The 21,979-nt window shown below is 74.4% G+C and carries 17 protein-coding genes; 3 read left to right on the forward strand and 14 right to left on the reverse strand.

Going from position 1 to position 21,979, the window contains the following annotated elements; all coding sequences use genetic code 11:
* Positions 1-48 precede the first annotated feature (48 nt).
* Together ADEH_RS12365 and ADEH_RS12370 are read right to left on the reverse strand one after the other, a co-directional pair.
* The gene (locus ADEH_RS12365; protein ID WP_011421443.1) at positions 49-1,458 is read right to left on the reverse strand and encodes a response regulator; all 1,410 of its coding nucleotides are present in this window, start codon (positions 1,456-1,458) and stop codon (positions 49-51) included.
* Between the two features lie 135 nt (positions 1,459-1,593).
* Positions 1,594-2,361: a chemotaxis protein CheW gene (locus ADEH_RS12370; RefSeq protein ID WP_041453517.1), complete on the reverse strand. Its 768-nt coding sequence runs from the start codon at positions 2,359-2,361 to the stop codon at positions 1,594-1,596.
* Positions 2,362-2,386: 25 nt separating this feature from the next.
* Between ADEH_RS12370 and ADEH_RS12375 the strand changes: the two genes are divergently transcribed.
* Complete coding sequence (locus ADEH_RS12375; RefSeq protein ID WP_011421445.1) at positions 2,387-3,754, forward strand: GGDEF domain-containing response regulator; 1,368 nt, start codon at positions 2,387-2,389, stop codon at positions 3,752-3,754.
* 256 nt (positions 3,755-4,010) lie between these two features.
* On the opposite strand, the gene groL is transcribed toward ADEH_RS12375, so the two are convergent.
* Positions 4,011-5,657 carry a chaperonin GroEL gene (groL, locus tag ADEH_RS12380; RefSeq protein WP_011421446.1) on the reverse strand — a complete coding sequence of 549 codons (1,647 nt, stop codon included), beginning with the start codon at positions 5,655-5,657 and terminating at the stop codon, positions 4,011-4,013.
* A 259-nt stretch (positions 5,658-5,916) separates the two neighbouring features.
* On the opposite strand from groL, the gene ADEH_RS12385 reads away from it, so the two are divergent.
* Positions 5,917-6,978, forward strand: coding sequence for a metallopeptidase family protein (locus tag ADEH_RS12385; RefSeq protein ID WP_011421447.1), 1,062 nt, complete (start codon positions 5,917-5,919; stop codon positions 6,976-6,978).
* Positions 6,979-7,028: 50 nt separating this feature from the next.
* On the opposite strand, the gene ADEH_RS12390 is transcribed toward ADEH_RS12385, so the two are convergent.
* The 11 genes from ADEH_RS12390 to ADEH_RS12440 form a co-directional block, all read right to left on the reverse strand.
* Positions 7,029-7,997: a patatin-like phospholipase family protein gene (locus ADEH_RS12390; protein WP_041453518.1), complete on the reverse strand. Its 969-nt coding sequence runs from the start codon at positions 7,995-7,997 to the stop codon at positions 7,029-7,031.
* 69 nt (positions 7,998-8,066) lie between these two features.
* On the reverse strand, positions 8,067-8,909 hold the full coding sequence (locus tag ADEH_RS12395) for an ABC transporter permease (protein ID WP_011421449.1): 843 nt from the start codon (positions 8,907-8,909) through the stop codon (positions 8,067-8,069).
* Positions 8,906-9,373 (reverse strand): nitrous oxide reductase accessory protein NosL, encoded by a 468-nt coding sequence (locus ADEH_RS12400; protein ID WP_011421450.1) that lies wholly within the window; start codon positions 9,371-9,373, stop codon positions 8,906-8,908. The genes ADEH_RS12395 and ADEH_RS12400 overlap by 4 nt, the downstream gene beginning before the upstream one ends.
* A complete protein-coding gene (locus tag ADEH_RS12405) occupies positions 9,370-10,269 on the reverse strand; it encodes an ABC transporter ATP-binding protein (RefSeq protein WP_011421451.1) in 900 nt (299 codons plus the stop codon). The genes ADEH_RS12400 and ADEH_RS12405 overlap by 4 nt, the downstream gene beginning before the upstream one ends.
* Positions 10,266-11,645 (reverse strand): nitrous oxide reductase family maturation protein NosD, encoded by a 1,380-nt coding sequence (nosD, locus tag ADEH_RS12410; RefSeq protein WP_011421452.1) that lies wholly within the window; start codon positions 11,643-11,645, stop codon positions 10,266-10,268. Before nosD ends, ADEH_RS12405 begins: the two co-directional genes overlap by 4 nt.
* A gap of 4 nt (positions 11,646-11,649) precedes the next feature.
* Positions 11,650-12,306: a hypothetical protein gene (locus ADEH_RS12415; protein ID WP_011421453.1), complete on the reverse strand. Its 657-nt coding sequence runs from the start codon at positions 12,304-12,306 to the stop codon at positions 11,650-11,652.
* Positions 12,307-12,337: 31 nt separating this feature from the next.
* Positions 12,338-14,200, reverse strand: a complete 1,863-nt coding sequence (nosZ, locus tag ADEH_RS12420; protein WP_011421454.1) for a Sec-dependent nitrous-oxide reductase — start codon at positions 14,198-14,200, stop codon at positions 12,338-12,340.
* A 23-nt stretch (positions 14,201-14,223) separates the two neighbouring features.
* On the reverse strand, positions 14,224-15,510 hold the full coding sequence (locus tag ADEH_RS12425) for a c-type cytochrome (protein WP_011421455.1): 1,287 nt from the start codon (positions 15,508-15,510) through the stop codon (positions 14,224-14,226).
* A gap of 2 nt (positions 15,511-15,512) precedes the next feature.
* The gene (locus ADEH_RS12430) at positions 15,513-16,868 is read right to left on the reverse strand and encodes a cytochrome b (RefSeq protein ID WP_011421456.1); all 1,356 of its coding nucleotides are present in this window, start codon (positions 16,866-16,868) and stop codon (positions 15,513-15,515) included.
* 10 nt (positions 16,869-16,878) lie between these two features.
* Positions 16,879-17,385 carry a ubiquinol-cytochrome c reductase iron-sulfur subunit gene (locus ADEH_RS12435; RefSeq protein ID WP_011421457.1) on the reverse strand — a complete coding sequence of 169 codons (507 nt, stop codon included), beginning with the start codon at positions 17,383-17,385 and terminating at the stop codon, positions 16,879-16,881.
* A gap of 20 nt (positions 17,386-17,405) precedes the next feature.
* The gene (locus ADEH_RS12440; RefSeq protein ID WP_011421458.1) at positions 17,406-19,352 is read right to left on the reverse strand and encodes an FAD-dependent oxidoreductase; all 1,947 of its coding nucleotides are present in this window, start codon (positions 19,350-19,352) and stop codon (positions 17,406-17,408) included.
* 194 nt (positions 19,353-19,546) lie between these two features.
* Here ADEH_RS12440 and ADEH_RS12445 point away from each other — a divergent pair, with 194 nt between their 5' ends.
* Positions 19,547-21,979, forward strand: a complete 2,433-nt coding sequence (locus ADEH_RS12445; RefSeq protein ID WP_011421459.1) for an AAA family ATPase — start codon at positions 19,547-19,549, stop codon at positions 21,977-21,979.

Here is a 21,979-nt window from a genome sequence, read left to right on the forward strand (position 1 = left end):
GGCCTCGGCGCGGCATGCGTTGGGAACGGGCGGCGCCGCCGCGGCGGCTCAGCCCTGGCGCTGCTTGACGAGGCGGTCGAGGTTCTCGCGGATGATCGTCTCCGCGAGCTCGGGGACCACCTCCCAGACCACCCGCTCGATGACCTCGCGCGACGCCTTGCCGATGGCCTCGCGCAGCGCCGCCTCCCCGCCGTCCGCCGCGGCGGCCGCCGGCGCCGGCGCGTGGCCGGTGGAGGCGGCGGGGGGTACGAACGCGTGCATGGGCGCGAGCTCCGGCGCCTCGTCCGGCGCGCCGGGCAGCTCCACGGGCGCGGCGCGCGGGGCGTCCAGCTCGAGCGCGGGCGCCGGCCTCGCGGCGGCGGGCTCGCCGCCGAGGTCGAGGTCGCTCCAGTCGGTCTCGGGGGCGGGCGCCGGCGGCGGCGCGTTCACGGCGCGCTGCGGGCCGCCGGGCCCGACCTGCGGGCCCTGCACGCCGAAGCCGAACGGATCGCGGCGGGCGGCGGGGGCGGCCGGCTGCGGGATGGGCGTGGGCGCCGGGCGGGCGCCGGGAGGCGGCACGCCGGGGCCGGGGCGGAAGCCCGCCGGTGCGCCGGCCATGCCCGGGCGGGCGCCGGGGGGCGGACGGGCGCCGGGGTGCGGCATCGCGGCGCCGGGCGGACGCGCACCGGGCGGCATACCCGCCATGCCGGGCATGCCCGGGCGGGCGCCGGGAGGCATCCCGGGGGCGGGCGGACGCGCGCCGGGCGGCGGCGCCGCGCCGGGGCGGAAGCCGGCGGGCGCGCCGGGCATGCCGGGGCGGGCGCCGGGTGGCATGCCGGGCCGCATCTCGGGCATCGCCGGGCGGGCGCCGGGCGAAAAGCCAGCGCCGGGCGGGCGCGCGCCGGGGGGCGGCATCCCGGGGCCGGGCGCGAGCGGGCGGCCCGCGCCGGCCGGGACGGCGGAGAGCGGGCGGGCGCCGGGCGCCGCGGGGGCGGGCGGGCGCGCACCGGGGGGCGGCGCCAGCGGGGCGCGCTGCGAGGGCACCGGGGCCTGCGCGGCCGGCTGCGGCGCGGCGCCGGCCCCGCGGTACGGCGAGGGCGCGGCCACGGGCGGCTCGCCGAGGAGCTCGCGGACCTTGTTGATGAGCGTCTGGCTCTCGAAGGGCTTGGAGACGTGGCCGTCGGCGTGCGCGCCGCGGGCGCGGGCCTCGTCGAACGCCTCGAACGTCCCGGCGAGCAGCAGCACCGGGATGCCGCGCAGCGCCGGATCGGACTTCACCGCCTCGCACAGCTCGTAGCCGTTGCGCCGCGGCATCACCACGTCGGCCAGGATGACCGCGGGGCGGAGCTCGCGCGCCTTCGCGAGCGCGTCCTCCCCGTTGTCCACCGCGACGACCTGTACGTCCTCGTTCGCGAAGGTGATGCCCACGACCTTCTGGATCGTGATCGAGTCGTCCGCGAGGAGAAGGGTCTTGGGCATGGGGCGGGTTTCCGGGCCGGTCCGGGCCTGTGGAGAGGATCCACTCCAGTACCGCCGGGATCCCTCGAATGTCAAGATTTGCGGGGCATTGCGCAGGGTTGGCGACACTCGGGCCCGCGCCGCGCCAGGCTGCGGCTAGCCCCCGAACAGCGCATCCCACGGCGGACGCAGCACGTCCTCGCCGCCCTCGCCGACCCCGAGCACGCGGTCGGCCACCACGCCGATGCCGGCGCCGCCCGCGTCGAGCAGGAGCACGGTGCGCCCCTCCCCTCCGGCGCCGCCGTACAGCACGGCCAGGTCCACCACCGGGTGGAGCGCGCGGCCGTGGTAGAGCAGCCCGCGGTGCGACGGCGGGGTGAGCGGCACGGGCGCGAGCGCCGGCTCCTCGAGCACCTGCAGGAGCAGCGCGAGCGGGACCGCGTACTCCCGCCCCGCCCGCGCGAAGCGCAGCTCGCGCTCCGCGCCGAGGCCGAGGTCGGGCGGCGGCTCGGCGGCGTCCAGCGCCGGCTCCAGCGGGGCGAAGCCGAGCGTCCCGACCGCCAGCTCCAGCGTCACCGCCCCGCCCATCACGATCGCGCCGGCGAACGGCGGGGGCTGCGGCAGCGGCGTGCGCGCGGGGAGCTGGAAGAACTCGGCCTCGGCGAGGTCCACGATCCCGTGCAGCGCCTCGACGCGCAGCGCCACGCGCGGGGGGCCCTCGGTGAGGAGCGCGAACGGGCACGGGCCGCCGGACAGGCCCAGCACGGTGGAGACGAACGCCGCCGGCACCGCCTCGCCCCGGGCGATCACCTCGCCGGCCGCCTCGGGGACGGCGACGATCTCCCGGAGCTGCGACAGGCGCAGCGCCAGGCGCACACCGCCGGCCGAGAAGAGGAGCGCCTTGCGGTCCGAGGGGAGCGACACGGCTCATGATATACGACGATCCGCGATGGCCTACTCGGTCCTCCTCGTGGACGACGAGCGCTTCGCGCGCACCGTGTACTCGGACTACCTGCGCGCCGCGGGGTACGAGGTCGAGCTCGCGGAGGACGCCGAGGCGGCGCTCGCCCTGCTGCGCCAGCGGCGCTTCGACGTGCTCCTCACCGACGTGATCCTCCCGGGCTCGTCCGGCCTCGACCTGCTCTCGGCCGCGAAGCAGCTCGACCCGAACCTCGAGGTCACGGTCATCACCGCGCTCGACAAGGTGGACCCGGCGGTGCGCGCCATGAAGTCGGGCGCCTCGGACTACCTCGTGAAGCCGGTCACGCCGGAGCAGCTCCAGCTGGCGGTGCAGCGCTGCCTCGCCACCCGCGAGCTGCTCGCCGAGAACAAGGTGCTGCGCGCGCACCTGACGCTGTTCGAGACCGGCCAGCGCATCGCCGCCACGCTCGATCGCGACAAGCTCGTGCCGATGGCGCTCGCCTCGGTCGCGGCGGCGGCGCGCAGCGCCGTCGCGGTGCTGCTGGAGAAGGCGGCGGACGGGAGCTGGGTGCCCTCGGGCACGCACGGGACCGATCACCCGGTGGCGATCGAGCTGCTCGCCGCCTGCCCGGACGAGCTCGGCGCGCTCGAGGCCGAGCCGGTGGCGCGGGCCGAGCAGGCGCCGGGCGAGCTGGGGCCGTTCGGGCCGCGGGTGCTCCTGCTGCCGGTCACCGAGGAGGGCGCGCTGCTCGGGGTCGTGGCGGTGCAGGCGCCGGGCCCGCTCGACCCGACCGCCGCCGAGGCGGTCGCCTACCTCTGCCGCAACCTGGGGCTGGCGCTCCGCAACCTGGGCCGGCTGAGGCAGGTCGAGCACCTCGCCTACCTCGACGACCTCACGCACCTCTACAACACCCGCTACCTGGACATGGCGCTCGAGCGCGAGATGCAGAGCGGCCGCCCGTTCTCGGTCCTGTTCATGGACCTCGACCACTTCAAGACGGTCAACGACCAGCACGGCCACCTCTCCGGCTCGCGCCTGCTCGTCGAGGTGGCCCGCGTGCTCCGCTCCTGCGTCCGGGACGAGGACGTCCTGGTCCGTTACGGGGGGGACGAGTACGTGGTGCTGCTGGTCGGGATCGACTCCGGCGGCGGGCTGAAGGTGGCCGAGCGGGTCCGCCGGGCCATCGAGGACCACCGCTTCCTGTCGCGGGAGGGCGCCCGGGTGCGGGTCACCGCCTCGATCGGCCTCGCCAGCTACCCCGAGCACGCCCAGGAGAAGAGCGAGATCCTGGACCTCGCCGACCGCGCCATGTACCGGGGAAAGCGCTCCAGCCGGAACGTGGTCTACATGGCGTCGAAGGACCTGCCCCCGATCCCGGCCGGCGAGCGGCCGTAGGCGGGCAAAAAAAACGCGGGGCCAAGGAAGGATCCTTGGCCCCGCTGACGACGACTGCCGGGTTCCGCCCGTCCGAGCACGTAGTAGCGGCTGCCCTCGTCATCGACGAGACGGGCCGATATCGCCTTGGCCGTCCGTCGTATGCAAATACCCTACCCGGGCGAGGGCCCGGTGTCAATGACGCACCCCGCTGGGGGATGGGGATTCCCCCTGCACCCGCCTCGGTGCAGGGGGAAAACCCGAGGGACGGCGGACGCTAGTAGTCCATGTCGTCCATGCCGCCGCCCATCCCGGCGCCGGCGCCGCCGCCCGCGGCGGCCTTCTTCTTCGGCTTGTCGGCCACCATCGCCTCGGTGGTGAGGAGGAGGCTGGCCACCGACGCGGCGTTCTGGAGCGCGGTGCGGGAGACCTTGGTCGGATCGATGACGCCGGCCTTGGTCAGGTCCTCGAAGGTGTCGGTCGCGGCGTTGAAGCCGAACGCGCCCTTCCCCTCGAGGATCTTGTTCACCACCACCGGCCCGTCCCAGCCCGCGTTCTCGGCGATGCGCCGGGCCGGCCACTCGAGGGCCTTCACCACGATCTGGACGCCGAACCGCTGGTCGCCCTGGCCGACGTCGAGCTTCTGGAGATCGGCGAGCGACCGGAGGTAGGCCACCCCGCCGCCGGGGACGATGCCCTCCTCGACCGCGGCGCGGGTGGCGTGCAGCGCGTCCTCCACCCGGGCCTTCTTCTCCTTCATCTCGGTCTCGGTGGCGGCGCCCACGTTGATGACCGCCACGCCGCCCACCAGCTTGGCGAGCCGCTCCTGGAGCTTCTCGCGGTCGTACTCGGAGGTGGACTCCTCGATCTGGCCGCGGATCACCTTGATGCGGGCCTCGATGTCCGCCTTCTTGCCCTCGCCGTCCACGATGGTGGTGTTGTCCTTGTCCACCGTGATGCGCTTGGCGCGGCCGAGGTCCTTCAGGCCGAGCTGCTCGAGCTTGATGCCGAGCTCCTCGGCGACCACCGTGCCGCCCGTGAGGGTGGCGATGTCCTTCAGCATCTCCTTGCGACGGTCGCCGAACCCCGGGGCCTTCACGGCGCACACGTGCAGCGTGCCGCGCAGCTTGTTGACCACCAGCGTGGCGAGCGCCTCGCCCTCGACCTCCTCCGCGATGATGAGGAGCGGCTTGCCGGAGCGCGCCACCTGCTCGAGCACCGGGACGAGGTCGGCCATCGCCGTGATCTTCTTCTCGGTGACGAGGACGTACGGATCCTCCAGCGCCGCCTCCATCCGGTCGGGGTTCGTGACGAAGTACGGCGACGAGTAGCCGCGGTCGAACTGCATGCCCTCGACCACGTCGAGCGTGGTCTCGAGGCCCTTCGCCTCCTCGACCGTGATCACGCCCTCCTTGCCGACCTTCTCCATCGCCTCGGCGATGATGTTGCCGATGGTGGTGTCGCCGTTCGCGGAGATGGTGCCGACCTGGGCGATGTCGTCCTTGCCCTTCGTCGGGGTGGAGAGGCTCTTGAGATGGGCCACCACCACCTCGACCGCGCGGTCGATGCCGCGCTTCAGGTCCATGGGGTTGTGGCCGGCCGCGACCAGCTTCAGGCCCTCCTCGTAGATCGAGCGCGCGAGCACGGTGGCCGTGGTGGTGCCGTCGCCGGCCTTGTCGGAGGTCTGCGACGCGACCTCCTTCACCATCTGCGCGCCCATGTTCTCGAACTTGGACTCGAGCTCGATCTCCTTCGCGACGGTGACGCCGTCCTTGGTGATGGTCGGCGCGCCGTAGCTCTTCTCGATGACCACGTTCCGGCCCTTCGGGCCGAGGGTCACCGCGACGGCTTCGGCCAGCGTCTGCACCCCGCGGAGGATGGCCTCGCGGGCGGGCTGGTGGAATGCGATCTCCTTGGCGGGCATGCCGGGTCTCCTTTTCAGAGAAGCTGCAATGAATCTGAGATGTTGTGGGGCGACTCGGGTTGGCAGTCGCCCCGGGCGGCCGCTAACATAACCGCTCCCCGACCTCGGTCAAGCGGCGCCCGGCCGCGACCCCGGTAGCCCGCCGGCACCCCCGGATCCGCGCCGTGCGTGAAGCCCGGCGCGCGCCGCCGCGCGGCCCCGCCCCCTCGCCGGGGGCGCGCCGTTTGACACCGGCCGCCCGCCCCGCTACTCGCGACGCATGCCCGGTCCCGACGCGCTGGACGACCTCCTCGATGCCGCCGCCGCCGCGCTCGAGGAGGGCGAGCCCGAGGAGGCGCTCGCCCGCGCCGACGAGGCGGTGGGCCAAGCGCCCCGGTCGGTCCCCGCGCTCCACCTGCGCGCCGCCGCGCTCGCCGCGCTCGATCGGCTCGACGACGCGGCCGAGGCGTACGACCGCGCGCTGGAGCGCGGCCGGGACGACCCCGAGCTGCTCGCGGGGGCGGCCGACTTCCACCTGAACGTGCTCGCCGACGAGGACACCGGGCGCGAGCGGGCCGAGCGCGCGCTGGAGCTGGCGCGCAGGGGCAGCCGGGCCGCCCGGAAGCTCGACGACCCGGACCTCGCCGCCGACCTCGCCTACCTCGAGGGCGCGGCGCTCGACCAGCTCGGCCGCGCCGACGAGGCGCTCGCGCGGCTGGAGGAGGCCGCGCGGACGGCGCCGGACCGGGTGGACATCCTGCTCGAGCAGGCGTTCGCCCTGTACGAGCTGTCGCGCCTCGACGAGGCGCGCGCGGTGCTGCTCCGGGCCGAGGCGCTCGACCGGAAGGACCCGTGGGTGCACCACCAGCTCGGGCTGGTGGCCGAGCGGCAGGGCGACGCGGCCGAGGCGGCGCGCCGGCTCGCGCGGGCGCGAAAGCTCGCGCCGGAGGAGTTCCCCGAGCCGGTGTCGCTCACGCACGAGGCGTTCGACGCCGCGGTGGAGGCGGCGCTGGAGCGGCTGCCCGAGCCGGTGCGGCGGTACCTGTCGAACGTGGCGATCACGGTGGAGGACCTGCCGCAGGACGACGACCTGCGCGGCTCCGAGCCGCCGCTCTCGCCGGCGATCCTCGGGCTGTTCCGCGGCGCGGCGTGGGGGCAGAAGGCGTCGATGGATCCGTGGAGCCACTTCCCGTCGTCGATCGTGCTGTACCAGAAGAACCTGGAGCGGTTCGCGCGGAGCCGCGAGGAGCTGATCGAGGAGATCGGCGTGACGCTGGTGCACGAGGTCGGGCACTTCCTCGGGCTGGACGAGGACGAGCTGTGGGAGCGGGGGTTGGATTAGGGGGGGCGGTCGGTCGAGGGAGCGCCTTGCGAGGGCAAGCTCTGTCGCCCTCACGCCCGCGGGCGCTGGGCGGCCTGCTTCGCCTTCCACGCCTCGATCGCGGCGCGGACGCGGGGCATGGCGGCGCGGGCGGCGTCGATGCCGGACTGGACGCAGCGCTTCTTCTGCGTGAAGTCGAGCATCCCCACGCCGCGCACGTCGGGCTGCACCAGCACGTCGGCGCCCTGCTTCCGGTGCGCCACGTTCTCCGCGAACATGATGTTGGTGGCCTGGAGGATCACGTCGAGCGCGTTGCGGATGCTGGTGTTCCCGACGTCCTCGGAGATGTCCACGGCGATCACCACGTCGGCGCCCTTCTCGCGGGCCACGTCGATGGGGATGTTGTCCACCACGCCGCCGTCCACGAGCAGCTTCCCCATGTGCCCGACCGGCTCGAAGATGCCGGGGATGGCCGAGGACGCGCGGACCGCGGGCGCGACGGGGCCGCGGTCGATCACCACCCGCGTGCCCCAGTTCAGGTCCGTCGCCACCGCCGCGAACGGCACCTTCAGCTGCTCGATGTTGGGCTGCTTCACCTTCGCCCGCACGAACGCGTCGAGCTTCTCGCCCTTGGCGTAGCCCATCCCCATCACCGCGTTCACCAGCCGGAAGTCGAACAGGTCGTCCTGCTGGAGCTGGAACGCGGTCCACTCGAGGTCGAACGAGTCCTTCTCGCTCGCGTACAGCGCGCCGATGAGGCTGCCGACGCTGGTCCCGACCACGAGGTCCACGGGGATCCGCTCCTGCTCGAGCACGCGGATCACGCCGATGTGGGCGAACCCGCGCGCGGCGCCGCCGCCGAGGACGAGCGCGATCCTGGGCTCGCGCACGGGGGCGGGCGGGGGAGCGACGGGCGCCGGGGCGGGCGCGGACGGGAGCTCCGCGGCGGGGGCGACGGGGCCGGCGGTGCGGCACGCGGCGAGCGCGGCCAGCGCGGCGGCGGCCAGGGGGGCGAGGGTGGCGAGCGGGGTGCGGCGCATCGGGCGATTCTGGCGCGGGACGCGGGCGCGCACCAGCGCCCTGGCGGCGCGGGGCGCTCCGACAGTCCCCTACAGATCCACCCGCCCGATCCGGCGCGCGGCGAGCGCCGCGGGCACCACGATCCAGAGCGCGAGCGACGACGCGAGCGCCGCGGCCGCGCCGGCGGGGCCGCCGGTGAGGCGCAGGAACGCGAGCGAGGCGGCCCCGAACGCCGCGGTGCCCTCGACGGCGAGCAGCGAGCCGGTGCGCACCGCGCCGACGGGGTTCGCGATCACCGCCACCACCAGCAGCCGCGAGGCGGTCCCGGAGGGCAGCAGGGACGCGACGCCCAGCGCCGCCACGTCGAGCAGCACCACGGCCGCGAACCAGACCACCACCGCCACCGCGAGCGCCCGCACCCGCCGGCGCCCCACCGCGCCGGCCGCGATCAGCGCCGCGATGGCCAGGAACGCCGCGGTGAGCAGGGCGGCGCCGAGGACCAGCAGCGCGTACCCTCCCCCGCCCTCCTCGCCGGCCTGAGAGAACACCACCACCCCGGCGACGCCGAAGCCGACCAGCTCGGCGGCGGAGAGCGCCGCGAACAGCCCGAGGAGCTCGCCGAGCAGGATGGTGCGGCGCGAGACGGGCTGGGCGTACAGCAGCTCGGCGGTCCCGCGCTCGGGTGCGAGCGCGAGGACGCCCATGAGCAGCGCGGCGAGCGGGACCACCAGGGCCACGAGCTCCACCAGCGACGCGCTGGTGCGCGCGAAGTCCTGGAAGCCGTGCCCGCCGGAGAGGACGTAGCCCGAGCCGGCGACGCCGAGCGCGAGCAGCGCGAACACCCCCGCGAAGATCTGCACCCAGCGCGAGCGCGCCGCGAGCAGCAGCTCCTGGCGCGCCACGAGGAGCAGCGGCGACGCGCCGGCGCTCATCGCGCCTCCGGCGCCGACCCGGGTCCGAGGAGCTCGGCGGCGGGCACCGGGACGGCGCCCGAGGCGACCGGGTCGGCGTCGCGGGAGGCGGCGTCGGCGTGGGCGATCAGCTCCGAGCCCATGGGCGTGCGCAGCCCGGGCACCCGCGAGTACGTCGCGGCCTCGGCGCGGACCCAGGCCGACGTCCGGTGATCCGCGACGTACGCCACCGCGCCGCGCGGCACGGGGGGATGCTCGCGCAGGTAGTCGCGCAGGCAGCCCAGGTCGTCGAAGAAGCGCGGCTCCTCGTTCGGCGCGACGAGCTGCGCGGCGAACTGCGGATCCGACACCGCCATCCGGCAGAAGGCACAGGCGTCGTTGCGCGGGTCGAGCTGCGCCGGTGCGGGCGGACCGCGCCGGCAGGCGGCGGCGCAGGCGAGGGCGCAGCCGATCGCGACGAGGCGCGCGGGGAAGCGTGCGGTCATGCGGAACCCTCCACCAGCTCGCGGTACAGCGGCTCCAGGCGCCCGTCCTCGGCGGTGAGGCTGCGGATCCCGGCCCCCGCCGCGCGGGCCAGCTCGAGCGCCTGCGCGCGCAGCGCGGGCGGCCCGGGGATCACCAGCTCCTCGCCGGTCCAGCGCGTCCCGGGCGCGAGCGCGGCGAGCCGCTCGGCCAGCCCCGCGGGGCAGGCGTCGAGCCGCAGGCGCATGCGCCCCCGCGCGGCGAGGCGGTCCGCCAGCTCGCGCTGCCCGAGCGCCGCGACCAGCCGCCCGTCCACCAGGATCGCGATCCGGTCCGCGAGCCGCTCGGCGTCGCCGAGCTGGTGCGAGCTGAAGAGCACCGTCCGCCCCTCGCCGCGCCAGCGCTCGACCAGCGCGTAGAACGCCGCCAGCCCGTCGGCGTCGAGCGCCGAGGTGGGCTCGTCGAGCAGGTAGGCCCGCGCGTCCGGCAGCGCCGCCACCGCCAGGCCGAGCCGCTGGGTCATGCCGCCCGAGTACGTGCCCACCGCCCGCTCCGCCGCGCCGTCGAGCGAGGCCGCGCGGAGCGCCCGCTCCGCGGCGCCCGCCGGCGCGCCGCGCAGCCGCCGGTAGAACTCGAGGACCTCGCGGCCGGTGAGCGACTCCGGGAAGCTCACGCGCTGCGGGAGGAAGGAGAGGACGCGCCGCGCGGCCGGGTCGCGCGTGCTGGCGGGGGGCTCGCCGGCGAGCACCCTGCCCGAGGTGGGCAGCACCAGCCCCGCCGCCACCTTGAGCGAGGTGGTCTTGCCGGAGCCGTTCGGCCCGAGGAGCGCCACCACCTCGCCGGCGGCGATCTCCAGCGAGAGCGCCTCGACGGCGCGGTGGGTCCCGTAGCGCTTGGTGAGCGCCTCGAAGCGGATCACGGGCGCCCCCGTCGCGCGGCCCGCCCGCCCAGCGCGAGCACCGCCAGCCCCAGCGCCACGGCGCCGGCCGAGCCCGCCACGCCCGCCGCCGACGCGCCGCCGCCCTCCGGGCGCGCCACCGGCACCGCGGGCAGCGCGGGCGGCCTCGCCAGCGGGGCGCGATCGACGGCCTGGATGCGGGCCAGCACCGGGAAGCTCCGCTCCGCCGCGGCGAGCGCCGAGGCCGCCACGCTCTGCGCGAGCAGATCGGCGGCGGAGAGGTTCCCGCGCAGGTGGTCGAACAGGCTGCCGAGGACGTGCGGCGCGTCGTTCCGCCCGTCGCCATCGAGGTCGAGCCCGCGGTCGTCGGACCAGTAGTTCCCGTCGAAGGAGGTGTCGGTGCGCCGGCCGACCAGGTCGAGGGTGGTGAGGTTCGCGACGAACGCGTTGCCCTCGAAGCGGACGTCGCCGCAGGAGTCGTAGAGCACGATGGCCGCGTCGGACTCGGCGATCACGTTGCGCCGGAACACGTCGCGGTACGAGCCCTCCAGGAAGACGCCGCGGGCGTTGTCGGCGATCAGGTTGTCCTCGGCGACGACGTCGTCGCAGGCCTTGTACAGCAGCCCCACCGAGGCGAAGCCGCGGTTGTGCAGGAAGCGGTTGCGGCGGAACGCGATCCGGCGCGAGTACATGAGCACCGCGCCGGCGGCCGAGCGCTCGAACACGTTGTCCTCGAAGACGTTGTCGTCCGAGAACATGTAGTGGAGGCCGTAGCGCAGGTCGCGCGCGACGTTGCCGCGGATCACGCCGTGCGGCGAGGACTGGATGTAGAAGCCGTCGCGCGCGTCCACGACCTCGTTGCGGTCGAGCGTGAAGCCGTCGGTGTTCCAGACGTGGATCCCCGAGCCCTTCTCGCCCGGCTCCTTCGCCCGGATCCCCACCACCACGTTCCCCTCGACGCGCGCGCCGTGCGCCTCGCGCAGGTAGATGCCGAACAGCGCGCGCTCGATGCGGCAGCCGCGGACGACCGCGTCGCGCGCGGCCAGGTGCACGCCGGCCGAGTCGCGCCCCAGGTCGCCGCCCTCGCGCCCGTCGATGTCGAAGCCCTCCACCACCACCCCGGGCGCCCGGACGCGCACGACGCTGCCCCGCCCCGAGCCGACGAGCCGGGGGCGCCCGCGCCCGAGCAGGTGGACGGGGCGGTCGAGGTAGAGGTCGCCCACGTACGTGCCCGGGCCCACCTCGACGCGCGCGCCCGGCGGCGCCGCGTCCACCCTGGCCTGGAGCGGCGACGCCTCGCCGGGCGGCGGGCGCCCCTCCAGGCTGCCCGCCGGGATCGGCGCCATGTCGCCGGCCCGGGCGAGGAGGAGCGCGACGAGCGGCGCGACGGCGGGCATCGCCTCAGGGCCCGCCGCGCGGGAGCGGCGCGGCCGCCGAACGCCGGAGCGTGGCGCGCACCCCGAGGGCGAGGGCCACGGCGAGCGCGAGGCCCACCGCGAACAGCGCGTAGGAGCCGAGGCCCGGGTACGAGTACACCTCGAAGTTCGCGAGCTGCGCGCTCCCGATCATCGGCGGCATGAAGGGCGGCACCTTCACCGGCGCGCCGGGCGCGAGGTCGTGGCCGTAGCTGTACAGCTTGTAGCCGAACGACCAGAGCGAGAAGAGGCCGAACCAGGTGAAGACCACCAGCGAGTCCAGCAGGTCGAGCACCCGGCCCATCACCGCGGCCCGCAGGAAGACCAGCGCGAGCCCGCCCATCACGAACGGCATCCACTTGAACTCGCGGAAGTCCTCCTCCGCGAGGTCGTGCATGCCGATGTAGTGGTTGAGGAGGTTGATCTCCTTCAGGTCCTGCCCGTGGTTCCCGCCCTCGAGCTTGTAGCTGTAGATGTCCAGCCGGAGCCCGTCCCCGTACTGCGGCGCGAACATGGTGAGGTTCCAGAGCGGCGCGACGTACGTCGGGACGACGAGCAGCGCGGCGACGAGCGCGAGCACCCGCGGCGTCGCCCCGACCGGCGCGGTGAGCAGCGCGTGGCTCCGCTCCAGCAGTCGCTTCATGGCGGTCCTCCCGGCGGCGGCCGGCGCGGCGTCACTTCGGCTTCACCACGAGGTAGCCCTGCATCTCCTGGTGGAGCGCGGAGCAGAAGTTCGTGCAGTAGTAGGGGAACACGCCCGGCTTGTCGGCCTTGAACGTGACGGTCTTGGTCTCGCCGGGATCGAGGACGATGTTGATGTTGTAGTCGAGCAGGCCGAAGCCGTGGAGCTCGTCGGTGGTCTGCTCGATGTTGGTGAGCGCCACCTTCACCGTGTCGCCCTCGTTCACCTCGATGAGCGCCGGCGTCATGCTGGAGCGCACCACCACCACCTTCGCCAGCACCTCGGTCCCCTTGCGCGTCACCCCGGCGTCCTTCACGTCCCAGATCGCCAGCGGGTGCTTGTTCTCCTCCTTGGGGTAGACCTCGATCGGCTTCAGCTTGTCCGCCTTGATGATCTGCGCGTAGTGCGGCTCGGGCTCGGTGAACGCGTCGTAGACCAGCTTCATCTTGTCGCCCGAGATGTCCACGAGCTGCGAGGACTCGGGCTGCGACGGGCCGACCGAGAGGTGCCGGCCGTGCGACAGCTTGTTGAGGCCCACCAGCCACTTCCCGTCCGGCGACACCGTGTCGCCCTCGGCCGCGGCGAGGTGGCCGGTCGAGTAGGACATCGGGACCTTGTCCAGCACCTCCCACGTCCCGAGCTTCCACTTCGCCAGCGCGCTGTCCACGAACAGCGAGGTGTACGCCATCCCGTCCGGCCCGAACTGCGTGTGGAGCGGCCCGAGGCCGACCGGCACCTCCGCGTCCTTGATCGACTCGTACTTCAGGACCGGGATGCCGTCCTCCTCGCCGGCGAAGTCCTTGTTCTTGATGGCGGTGAGGACCTTCTCGAAGTTGAAGGCGGTGGTGACGCCCTGGAGCTTGCCCGAGCCGACCACGTACTTGCCGTCGGGCGAGACGTCCACGCCGTGCGGCGACTTCCCGCAGGGCATCAGGTACACGAGGCCGGGGACGTTCTTCGGGTCGAGCACCTTCACGCCGCCGATGAGCTCGCCCTTCCCCTCCGCCGCGGCCTTCTCCGCGAGGCGCCAGTCGATGGCCGCGATGTAGTCGCGGTCGCGCTGCGAGGCGGTGACCTCGAGCTTGCCGGTGGCGCGCTCCGAGTTGTAGCAGGTGAGGAAGAACCAGCCCTCGGACAGCTTCTTGCCCGCGTCGCCGAGGTCCCAGTCGAAGGGCGGCAGCAGCACCTGCCAGCCCAGGGACATCTCGCCGGTCTTCGGATCGACCTTGATGCCGGCCGCGACGCCCTTGTACTCGCTGGCGTAGCGGTCGATGGACACCGCCCGCCCCTTCGGGATGGGGATGGAGAACCGCGAGGACATGAGGATGTACTCGCTGTTCGGGGTGATGAAGGTGGACCCGTGGTTGCCGGAGATGTTCGGCACCGGCCCGAGGATCTGCCGGGTCTTGAAGTCGCGCAGGTCGATGCGCGCCACCCGCCCGTTCATCTCGTTCACGAACAGCCAGCGCCCGTCGTAGTCGCCGCCGGTCTCGGAGAGCGCCGGGTGGTGCACGTCACCCCAGGTGAGCTTGCCGAGCATGGCCTTCGTCTCGTCGTCGTAGCCGTAGCCCGTGCCCGAGTACGGGGAGAACACCGGGATGGTGGTGATGTGGCGCATCGACGGGATGCCGTAGACGAAGACCTGCCCGGAGTGCCCGCCGGACGAGAACATGTAGTACTCGTCGAGATCTCCCGGCGGCACGTAGGTCTTCTCGGCCGCCACCGCGATGTCCGACGCCGCGGCCGGGCGCTTCGAGCCCTTCGGCTTGCTGGGCGGGCAGCCCACGGCCAGCGCCAGCGCCCCCACCGCCGCGAGCGCCACGGCGATCCTCGTCCAGAGCTTCGTGTCGGCCATGTCTGCCTCCGTCTTGGAGATGATCAGCGGGCGGGCGTCTTCCGGACGGGCGCCTTCGGCCCCGGGGTCCTCTGCTCGGACGCCGGCTCCGCCGGCGCCTTCGTCCCGGCGGCCGCCTTCTGCTTCAGGTGCTCGGCGTACGCCTCGCGCACCTTCTGGATCGCCATGTCGAGCTGCGCCGGCGTCAGGATGATCTGGCGCGAGAGGACCACCGCCATCGTGCCGGTCGGCGCCCGCAGGAAGTCGTCCAGCGTGCGCCCGAAGCGCGCCTGGACGTCCTCCACCGCGATGGAGAGGTCGGGGCCGATCTGCGCCGGGCTCTTCACGCCCAGCGAGGACACGTTGTGGCAGATGAAGCAGCCGGTCTTCACGAACCACGCGCCCGGCCCGTGCAGCATCCGCTGCTCCTCCTCCACCTCGGCCGGCGTCTGCGGGTCGGTGCGGGGCGCGCCGCGCAGGTACGCCGCCGGCAGCTCGACCTTGCGCCACGACATCACCAGCATCGCGAGCGACTGCACCTGCGCGGTGGTGAAGTTGAAGTTCGGCATCACCGTCTCGGGGACGATGGCCTTCGGCTCGCGGAAGTGCGCCACGTGCCAGGCGAACATGGTCTGCTGCCCGAGCAGGCGCGTGTAGTCGAACTGCTCCGGCGCCTTGTCGCCCTCGAACGTGAGATCGGGGCCGATGCTGCCGCCGCGCCCGTTGATCACGTGGCAGGCGCGGCAGCCCTTCTGCGCCACCAGGGCCTTCGCGTCGTTGATCGCCTTCGACCCGGCCGTCTCGCGGTCGTAGCGGTGGCACACGTTGCAGTTCATCTGCAGCAGCGCGCCCTTGTCGGTCGCGAGCGAGTACTCCGCGCCGAGCGTCGCGCCGAGCACCGGCTCCTCCCAGAACTGGACCGGCCCGTGGGCGGCCTCGACGTCCACCGCGTAGCCCTGCCCGCCGTGGCAGGCGGTGCACCCGTAGCGCTCCAGCGGGTGCGCCGCGAGGATCGCCGGCGGGTGCGTGCGGAACGGGTGCTCGGCGTCCTCGAAGCCCTTCCACGTGACCGCCTGGTGGCACATCGGGCAGCGATCCGCGTGGCGCAGCGCCGGCACCCAGAGCTGCAGCATGCCCGAGGGCACGGTGCGGGCCTTCTCCGCCCCGAGCTTCGCCTCCACCTGGTTCCGGAACTCCCACTGGTAGTAGCGCCAGTCGTGGGACCAGTCCTTCCAGGCGAACAGGCCGAGCGAGACGACCAGCGCGGCGCCGACCAGCGCGAGGATCAGCCGGTCGCGGCGACGGTACGGCGATGGGGTGCGCTGTTCCATGGTCAGATCCGCGTCGGGAGCTGCGGCCAGGCCTGCCACGGCCAGTACAGGTTCCAGTACGGTCCGCGCGCGAACAGGCCGATGTAGGTGAGGACGAGCACCACCAGCACGATCAGGAGGAAGACCAGGTTCTGCGTCCGGCGGCTCCGCGGGAACCAGCGCCCCGCCGCCGAGGCCGGGCTCCGGTCGAGCCACGGCCACGCGACCATCAGCGCGACCAGCAGGCCGGGCAGGATCACGCCGCCGAGGAACGCGCCGTTCACGGTGAACGAGCCGATCCGGAACGTCGTGTCGGTCACCAGCTCCTGCAGCCACAGGAAGTACCAGGGCGCCTTGGCCGGGTTCGGCGTGACGAGCGGGTTGGCGGGCTCCTCCAGCGGCGACGGGATCAGCACCGCCAGGATGCTCACCACCGCCATGGTGCCGAGGACCACGATGGCCGCGCGGCGGGTCAGGTCCGGCACAGAGCTCACCGTGGTCTCCGGCCGCTCCACCGAGGTGGCGCGGATGGTCGGGTGCGTGCCGCGGGCGATGCCGAGCAGCGAGTAGGTCTTGGTGGCCGCGGCCGGGACCTCCGCCGGGGCCGGGAGCGCGACCGCGCGGTCGGCGCAGGCGAGCCCGCCGTCCTTGCGGATGCGCCACATGTGGTAGGCGAGCAGCGCGAACAGCGCGCCGGGCAGCACGATGACGTGGAGCACGTAGAAGCGGATCAGCGTGGGCTGGTCGATGGTGCGGCCGCCCAGCATCAGCTCGCGCAGCTCCTCGCCCACGAGCGGGACCGCCGAGGCGATGTTGGTCCCCACCGTCACCGCCCAGTAGGCGAGCTGGTCCCACGGCAGCAGGTAGCCGGTGAAGGAGAGGAACAGCGTGACGAGCAGCATCACCACGCCGAGGATCCAGTTCCACTCGCGCCGCTGCCCGCGCCCGACGCCGTTCTTGTAGCCGCCGGTCAGGAACACGCGGACCAGGTGCAGGAACACCGCGGCGACCATGAGGTGCGCGGACAGCCGGTGGACCGAGCGGATCCAGGAGCCGAACGTCACCACGTACTCGATGTCCTTCACCGAGCCGTAGGCCCGCTCCACCGACGGCACGTGCAGGAACAGCAGCGGCAGGCCCGAGACCACCAGCAGGAGGAGCAGCGCCGCCGAGACCGTGCCGAGCCAGAGCGAGTACCGCCACTCCAGCGAGGCCCGCAGCGCCTTCGCCGGGAACCAGTGGAGCAGGAAGTTCGCGACGATCGCGTCGCCCGCCTCGCGGTCGGACGCGGGCCGCAGGCTCCACAGCGGGCGGGGGTGGACGCCGGGCGCGGCGGCCGGCGCGGGCGAGCTCACCGACGGTTCGGGCAGGGTGGCCACGGTCGCCTCCTCACGCGATGGTCAGGCGGAAGTCGTGCGTGACGGGTCTCGCCAGATCGACCACCAGCTGCCCGTCGTCCGCGGCGAGCGTCAGGTCGTACCAGGCGAGCGGCCGCGGCGCGGGCCCGGCCACGTTCTGCCCGTCGCCCTCGTAGCGCGAGCCGTGGCACGGGCAGAGGAAGCGGTGGGTGAGCTTGAGCGGCCGGCCCCCGACCTCCTTCGTCTCGACGCGGGGCAGCGCCTCGGCGCGCACCGTGCACCCGAGGTGCGTGCAGACCGCGGAGATGGCGTGGAACGTGTTGCCCTCGCGGAACACGAACAGGCGCTGCTCGGGCAGGAACTTCATCCCGTCGGGGAACTCGGCCGGCGGCCCGAGCTTCACCGTGGTGGGCGCGTCGTACGACACGTTCGGCACGAGGGACCGCAGCGCGGCCACCCCCTGGCCGCCCAGCGCGACCACCCCCGCGCCGATCCCGACGCCCACGAGGAAGTCCCTTCGGTCCTTCCGCTCGGCCATGGCGAACCTCGGCGTCCCCGCTACGCGGCGGGGGCGTAGCGCTGCGTGATCTGGAACCGTTCCATCGTCATCGCGTCGGTGGGGCAGCGGATGGCGCAGAGCCCGCACCGGATGCAGGGCGCGTCGTCCTTGATCATCGCGGAGAGCGGCAGGCCGCCCGCCGCCGCCGCCTCGACGAGCGCCCGCCGGTCCTCGTCCGGCAGGTCCACGTCCTCGAGCGGCACCAGCGCGAGGCAGTACTCCGGGCACACGTCCACGCAGCGCCCGCAGAGCACGCACTTCTCCGGGTCGTAGATGGTCTGGACGTGGCAGACGAGGCAGCGCGCGCCCTGCGCGATGGCCTCCTCCGCGCCGAACGCGGTCTCCACCTCCGCGATGCCGCTCCGCCGCCCCAGGTCGAGCGTGGGCGGCGCCGCGCGGTCGAGCAGCTCGAAGCCGGCGATCATCCGGTAGTCGCGGGTGGGGATCTTCTGGACGGCGATGATCGCCTCGAGCCGCGCCGCCTCGCCGGAGAGGTGCTCGTGGATGGAGCGCGCCGCGCGCTTCCCGTTCGCGATCGCCTCGATGAGGTTCCGCGGCCCGAACGCCACGTCGCCGCCGGCGTAGACGCCGGGCGCGGTGGTCGCGAGCGTCGCCCGGTCCACCTTGATCGTCCCGGCCGGCGTGAGCTCCACCCCGTCCTCGGGGCGCAGGAAGGAGAGGTCGGCGCGCTGGCCGATCGCGAGGACGCAGCCGTCCGCCGGGATCGCGATCACGTCGGCGTCGTCGTAGGCCGGCGCGAAGCGCCCGGACGCGTCGAACACCTGCGTCACGCCGCGCAGCTCCACCGCCTCGAGCCGCCCCGTCCCGACGAACCGCCGCGGCCCGCGGCGCGGCTGGAACCGGATCCCCTCCCGCCGCGCCTCCTCGAACTCCTCGTGCCCCTGCGCGGTCCGCAGGACCGGCATCTCGTCGAAGCTCTCCAGCGAGACGATGGTCACCTCGGCCGCGCCGCCGCGCACCGCGGCGCGCGCCGAGTCGAGCGCCTCCACCAGGCGCGCGTCGGACTCCGCGCCCAGCGCGCGGACCTCGCCCGCGCGGTCCTCCTGCCCGGCGCGCAGCGCGAGCCGGGCCGCGTCGAACGCCACGAACCCGCCGCCGATCACCACCACGCGCCGGCCCAGGTCCATCCGGTAGCCGCGGTTCGCGTTCAGGAGGTAGTCCACCGCCTTGACGACGCCGTCGAGCTCGGCGCCGGGCATGGCGAGGTCGCGCCCCTTCTGCACGCCGACCGACAGGAAGAACGCCTCGAAGCCCTCGGCCCGCAGCGCGGCGAGCCCGCGCTCGGGCGTGAGCGGGGCGCCGGTGCGGAGCGTGACGCCGAGCGCCAGGATCTTCTCGATCTCCCCGCGGATCACGCTGCGGGGCAGCCGGTACTCGGGGATGCCGAAGCGCATCATCCCGCCCGGCTCCTCGGCCGCCTCGAAGACCGTCACGTCGTACCCGAGCAGCGCGAGGTCGTGCGCGGCCGAGAGCCCGGCCGGCCCGGCCCCGATCACCGCGACCTTGCGCCGGCCGCCCTGCGGCGCCCCGCGGAGCGGCACCGTGGGGAGGTGCCCCGGGTACCGGTTCCCCTCCGGCACCAGCGCCTCGCGCAGCCGGTCCTGCGCGTCCGGGTGGACGGACTCGACCCCGAAGCGCTCGGTGAGCGTCCGCTTCAGCGCGCGGATGGTGATGGGCGCGTCGATGGTGCCGCGGCGGCAGGCGTCCTCGCACGGCGCCGCGCACACCCGGCCGCACACCGAGGCGAACGGGTTCGGCGCCCGGGCGACGAGGTAGCCCTCCTCGTACCGCTCCTGCGCCACGAGCTGGCAGTAGCGGCCGCCGTCGGTGTCCACGGGGCAGCCGACCTGGCACTTGACCTGGGCCCGCCAGTCCTCGAACGCCGGGAGCCGCACCGCGATGCGCATCGGGACCTCGCTCGCCATGGAACGCACCCGCCGCCGCCCGCACCGGCACGCCGCGCCGGATCCCCGTGCCCGGAAACCATGCAGCGTCGCGCGGACGGTGGGTGCGGCCGTGCGGGTCAATGGCAAAGTGCCGCGCTCCCCGGCGGGGTCCGCGCGGCCTGGAAGGACTCGAAATTTGACCCGTTCGGGCCGATATCGCACTCTCCCCGGGAATGGCCACGGTCATCGAGTCGATGGAGCTCCTGCAGGTCCTGGCCGAGGCCGAGGACATCGCACGGAGCGTCAACCAGAAGCTCACCAGCGCGCACCAGCTCCTCGCCTTCTTCACCGTGCCGAACCGCGCCGAGGTCCTGCTCCGGGATCGCGGCATCGACGAGGACCGCATCCTGCTGGCCATGACCGGCGCGCCCCGCGAGCCGGAGGGCGTCGAGCGCGACCTCCGCGAGCGCGCCCGGGACGTGGCCGAGGGCGTGGGCGCCGAGGAGGTGGACTGCCTGCACCTGCTCATCGCCATGAGCCGCGTGCGCGGCGCCGCCGCCCACCAGCTGCTCGCCGCCTGCGGCCTGCAGCTCGCCTCGCTGCGCAACATCGCGCTCTCCTACTTCACCGCCCGCATGCCGCGCCGGCTGCGCCAGCTGCAGCCGGTGAAGGTGGGCCCGGCCGCCGGCGCGACCGCGACCCCGGCCCCGCGCCGCGGCGCCGAGCCGGCCGCGGCGGACGACCTCGACGCCCGCCTGGAGGAGGCGCTCGGCGAGGCCCCGGCCCTCACCCCGGCGCCCGCCGCGACGCCCGCCCCCGCCGTTCCCGCCCCCGCCGCCGAGCCCCGCGCCGCCGCGGCGGCCCCCGCGCGCCGCAGCAGCCCCCACGCGCTCGACCCCAAGGTCTTCCCCTGGCTCTCGCAGCTCGGCCGCAACCTCACCGAGCTCGCCGCGGCCGGGAAGCTCGACCCGCTGGTCGGCCGCGAGCGCGAGGTCGAGGAGGCGATCGACGTCCTCGGGAAGCGCCGCACCAACAACCCGCTGCTGGTGGGCGAGCCGGGCGTGGGCAAGACCGCCATCGTCGAGGGGATCGCGCAGCGGCTGCTCGCCTCGGCGGGCCAGGCGCGCGAGCGGATCCTGGTCGAGCTCGACATGGCGAGCGTGGTGGCCGGCACCCAGCTCCGCGGCGCGTTCTCCGAGAAGCTCCTCGGCATCAAGGAGGAGGTCCGGAAGGCCGGCGGCCGGGTGGTGGTGTTCATCGACGAGGTGCACACGTTGATGGGCGCGGGCGCCGCCGGCGAGGGGCCGCAGGACGCGGCCAACGAGCTGAAGGCGGCGCTGGCGCGCGGCGAGTTCCCCTGCATCGGCGCCACCACGCACGACGAGTACCGCCAGCACATCGAGAAGGACCCGGCGCTGGAGCGCCGCTTCACGCCGGTGCTGGTGCGCGAGCCCTCGGTGGCCGACACCGTCACCATCCTGCGCGGGCTGGCGCCGCGCTACGAGAAGCACCACCAGGTGGCCTACGCGCCGGAGGCGCTGGAGGCCGCCGCCACGCTCTCCGCCCGCCACGTCACCGACCGCTTCCTGCCGGACAAGGCGGTGGCGGTGCTCGACCTGGCCGGCTCGCGCGCGCACCGCGCCGGCGTGCGGCAGGTGGGCGAGCGCGAGGTGGCGCAGGTGGTCGCGAAGATGGCGGGCATCCCGGAGTCGCGGCTCCTCGCCTCGGACCGCGAGCGGATCCTGGGCATCGAGGCGGCGCTGGCCGCGCGGGTGGTGGGGCACGCCGACGCGGTGGCCCGCGTCGCCGGGGTGCTGAAGCGGAACTTCGCCGGCTTCGCCTCGCGCCGGCCCATGGGCTCGTTCCTGCTGCTCGGGCCGACCGGCGTGGGCAAGACCGAGCTGGCCCGGGCGCTCGCCGACGCGCTGTACGGCTCCGCCGACGCGCTGGTGCAGCTCGACATGACCGAGTGCGCCGAGCAGACCGGCGTGGCGCGGCTGGTGGGCGCCGCGCCCGGCTACGTCGGCTACGGCGAGGGCGGGCAGCTCACCGACGCGGTCCGGCGCCGGCCGGCCTCGGTGGTGGTGCTCGACGAGATCGAGAAGGCGCACCGCGACGTGCAGATGCTGCTGCTGCAGATCCTGGAGGAGGGCCGCCTCACCGACGGGCGCGGCCGGCTGGTGGACTTCTCCAACACGGTGGTGGTGCTCACCTCCAACCTGGGCGCAGCGGAGGCCACCCGGACCTCCACCGGCACCATGGGCTTCGGCGCCGCCGACCGGGCCGCGCCGCGCGAGGACCGCGCGCTCTCGGCCGCCCGGGGCGCGGTGCCGCCGGAGCTGTGGAACCGGCTCGACGAGCGGCTCGTGCTCGCGCCGCTGGCGCGCGCCGAGGTGGCCCGCATCGCGCGCCTGCTGCTCGCGGACTCCTCGCGCCGCCTCGAGGGCGAGCGCCGCATCCGCTTCGAGGCGGACGACGCCGCGGTGGAGCACCTGCTCGACCACGGCGGCTGGGACCCGGCGCTCGGCGCGCGCCCGATGCGCGGCGCCATCCAGCGGCTGGTCGAGGCGCCGCTCGCCGAGCGGATCCTCGCGGGCGAGCTCGTCGCGGGCGACGCGGTGGCGGTGAGCGTCGCGGACGGCGCGCTCGCGTTCGCCCGCGCCTGA

The sequence above is a fragment of the Anaeromyxobacter dehalogenans 2CP-C genome (genome assembly GCF_000013385.1).
Taxonomy (GTDB): Bacteria; Myxococcota; Myxococcia; order Myxococcales; family Anaeromyxobacteraceae; genus Anaeromyxobacter; species Anaeromyxobacter dehalogenans_B.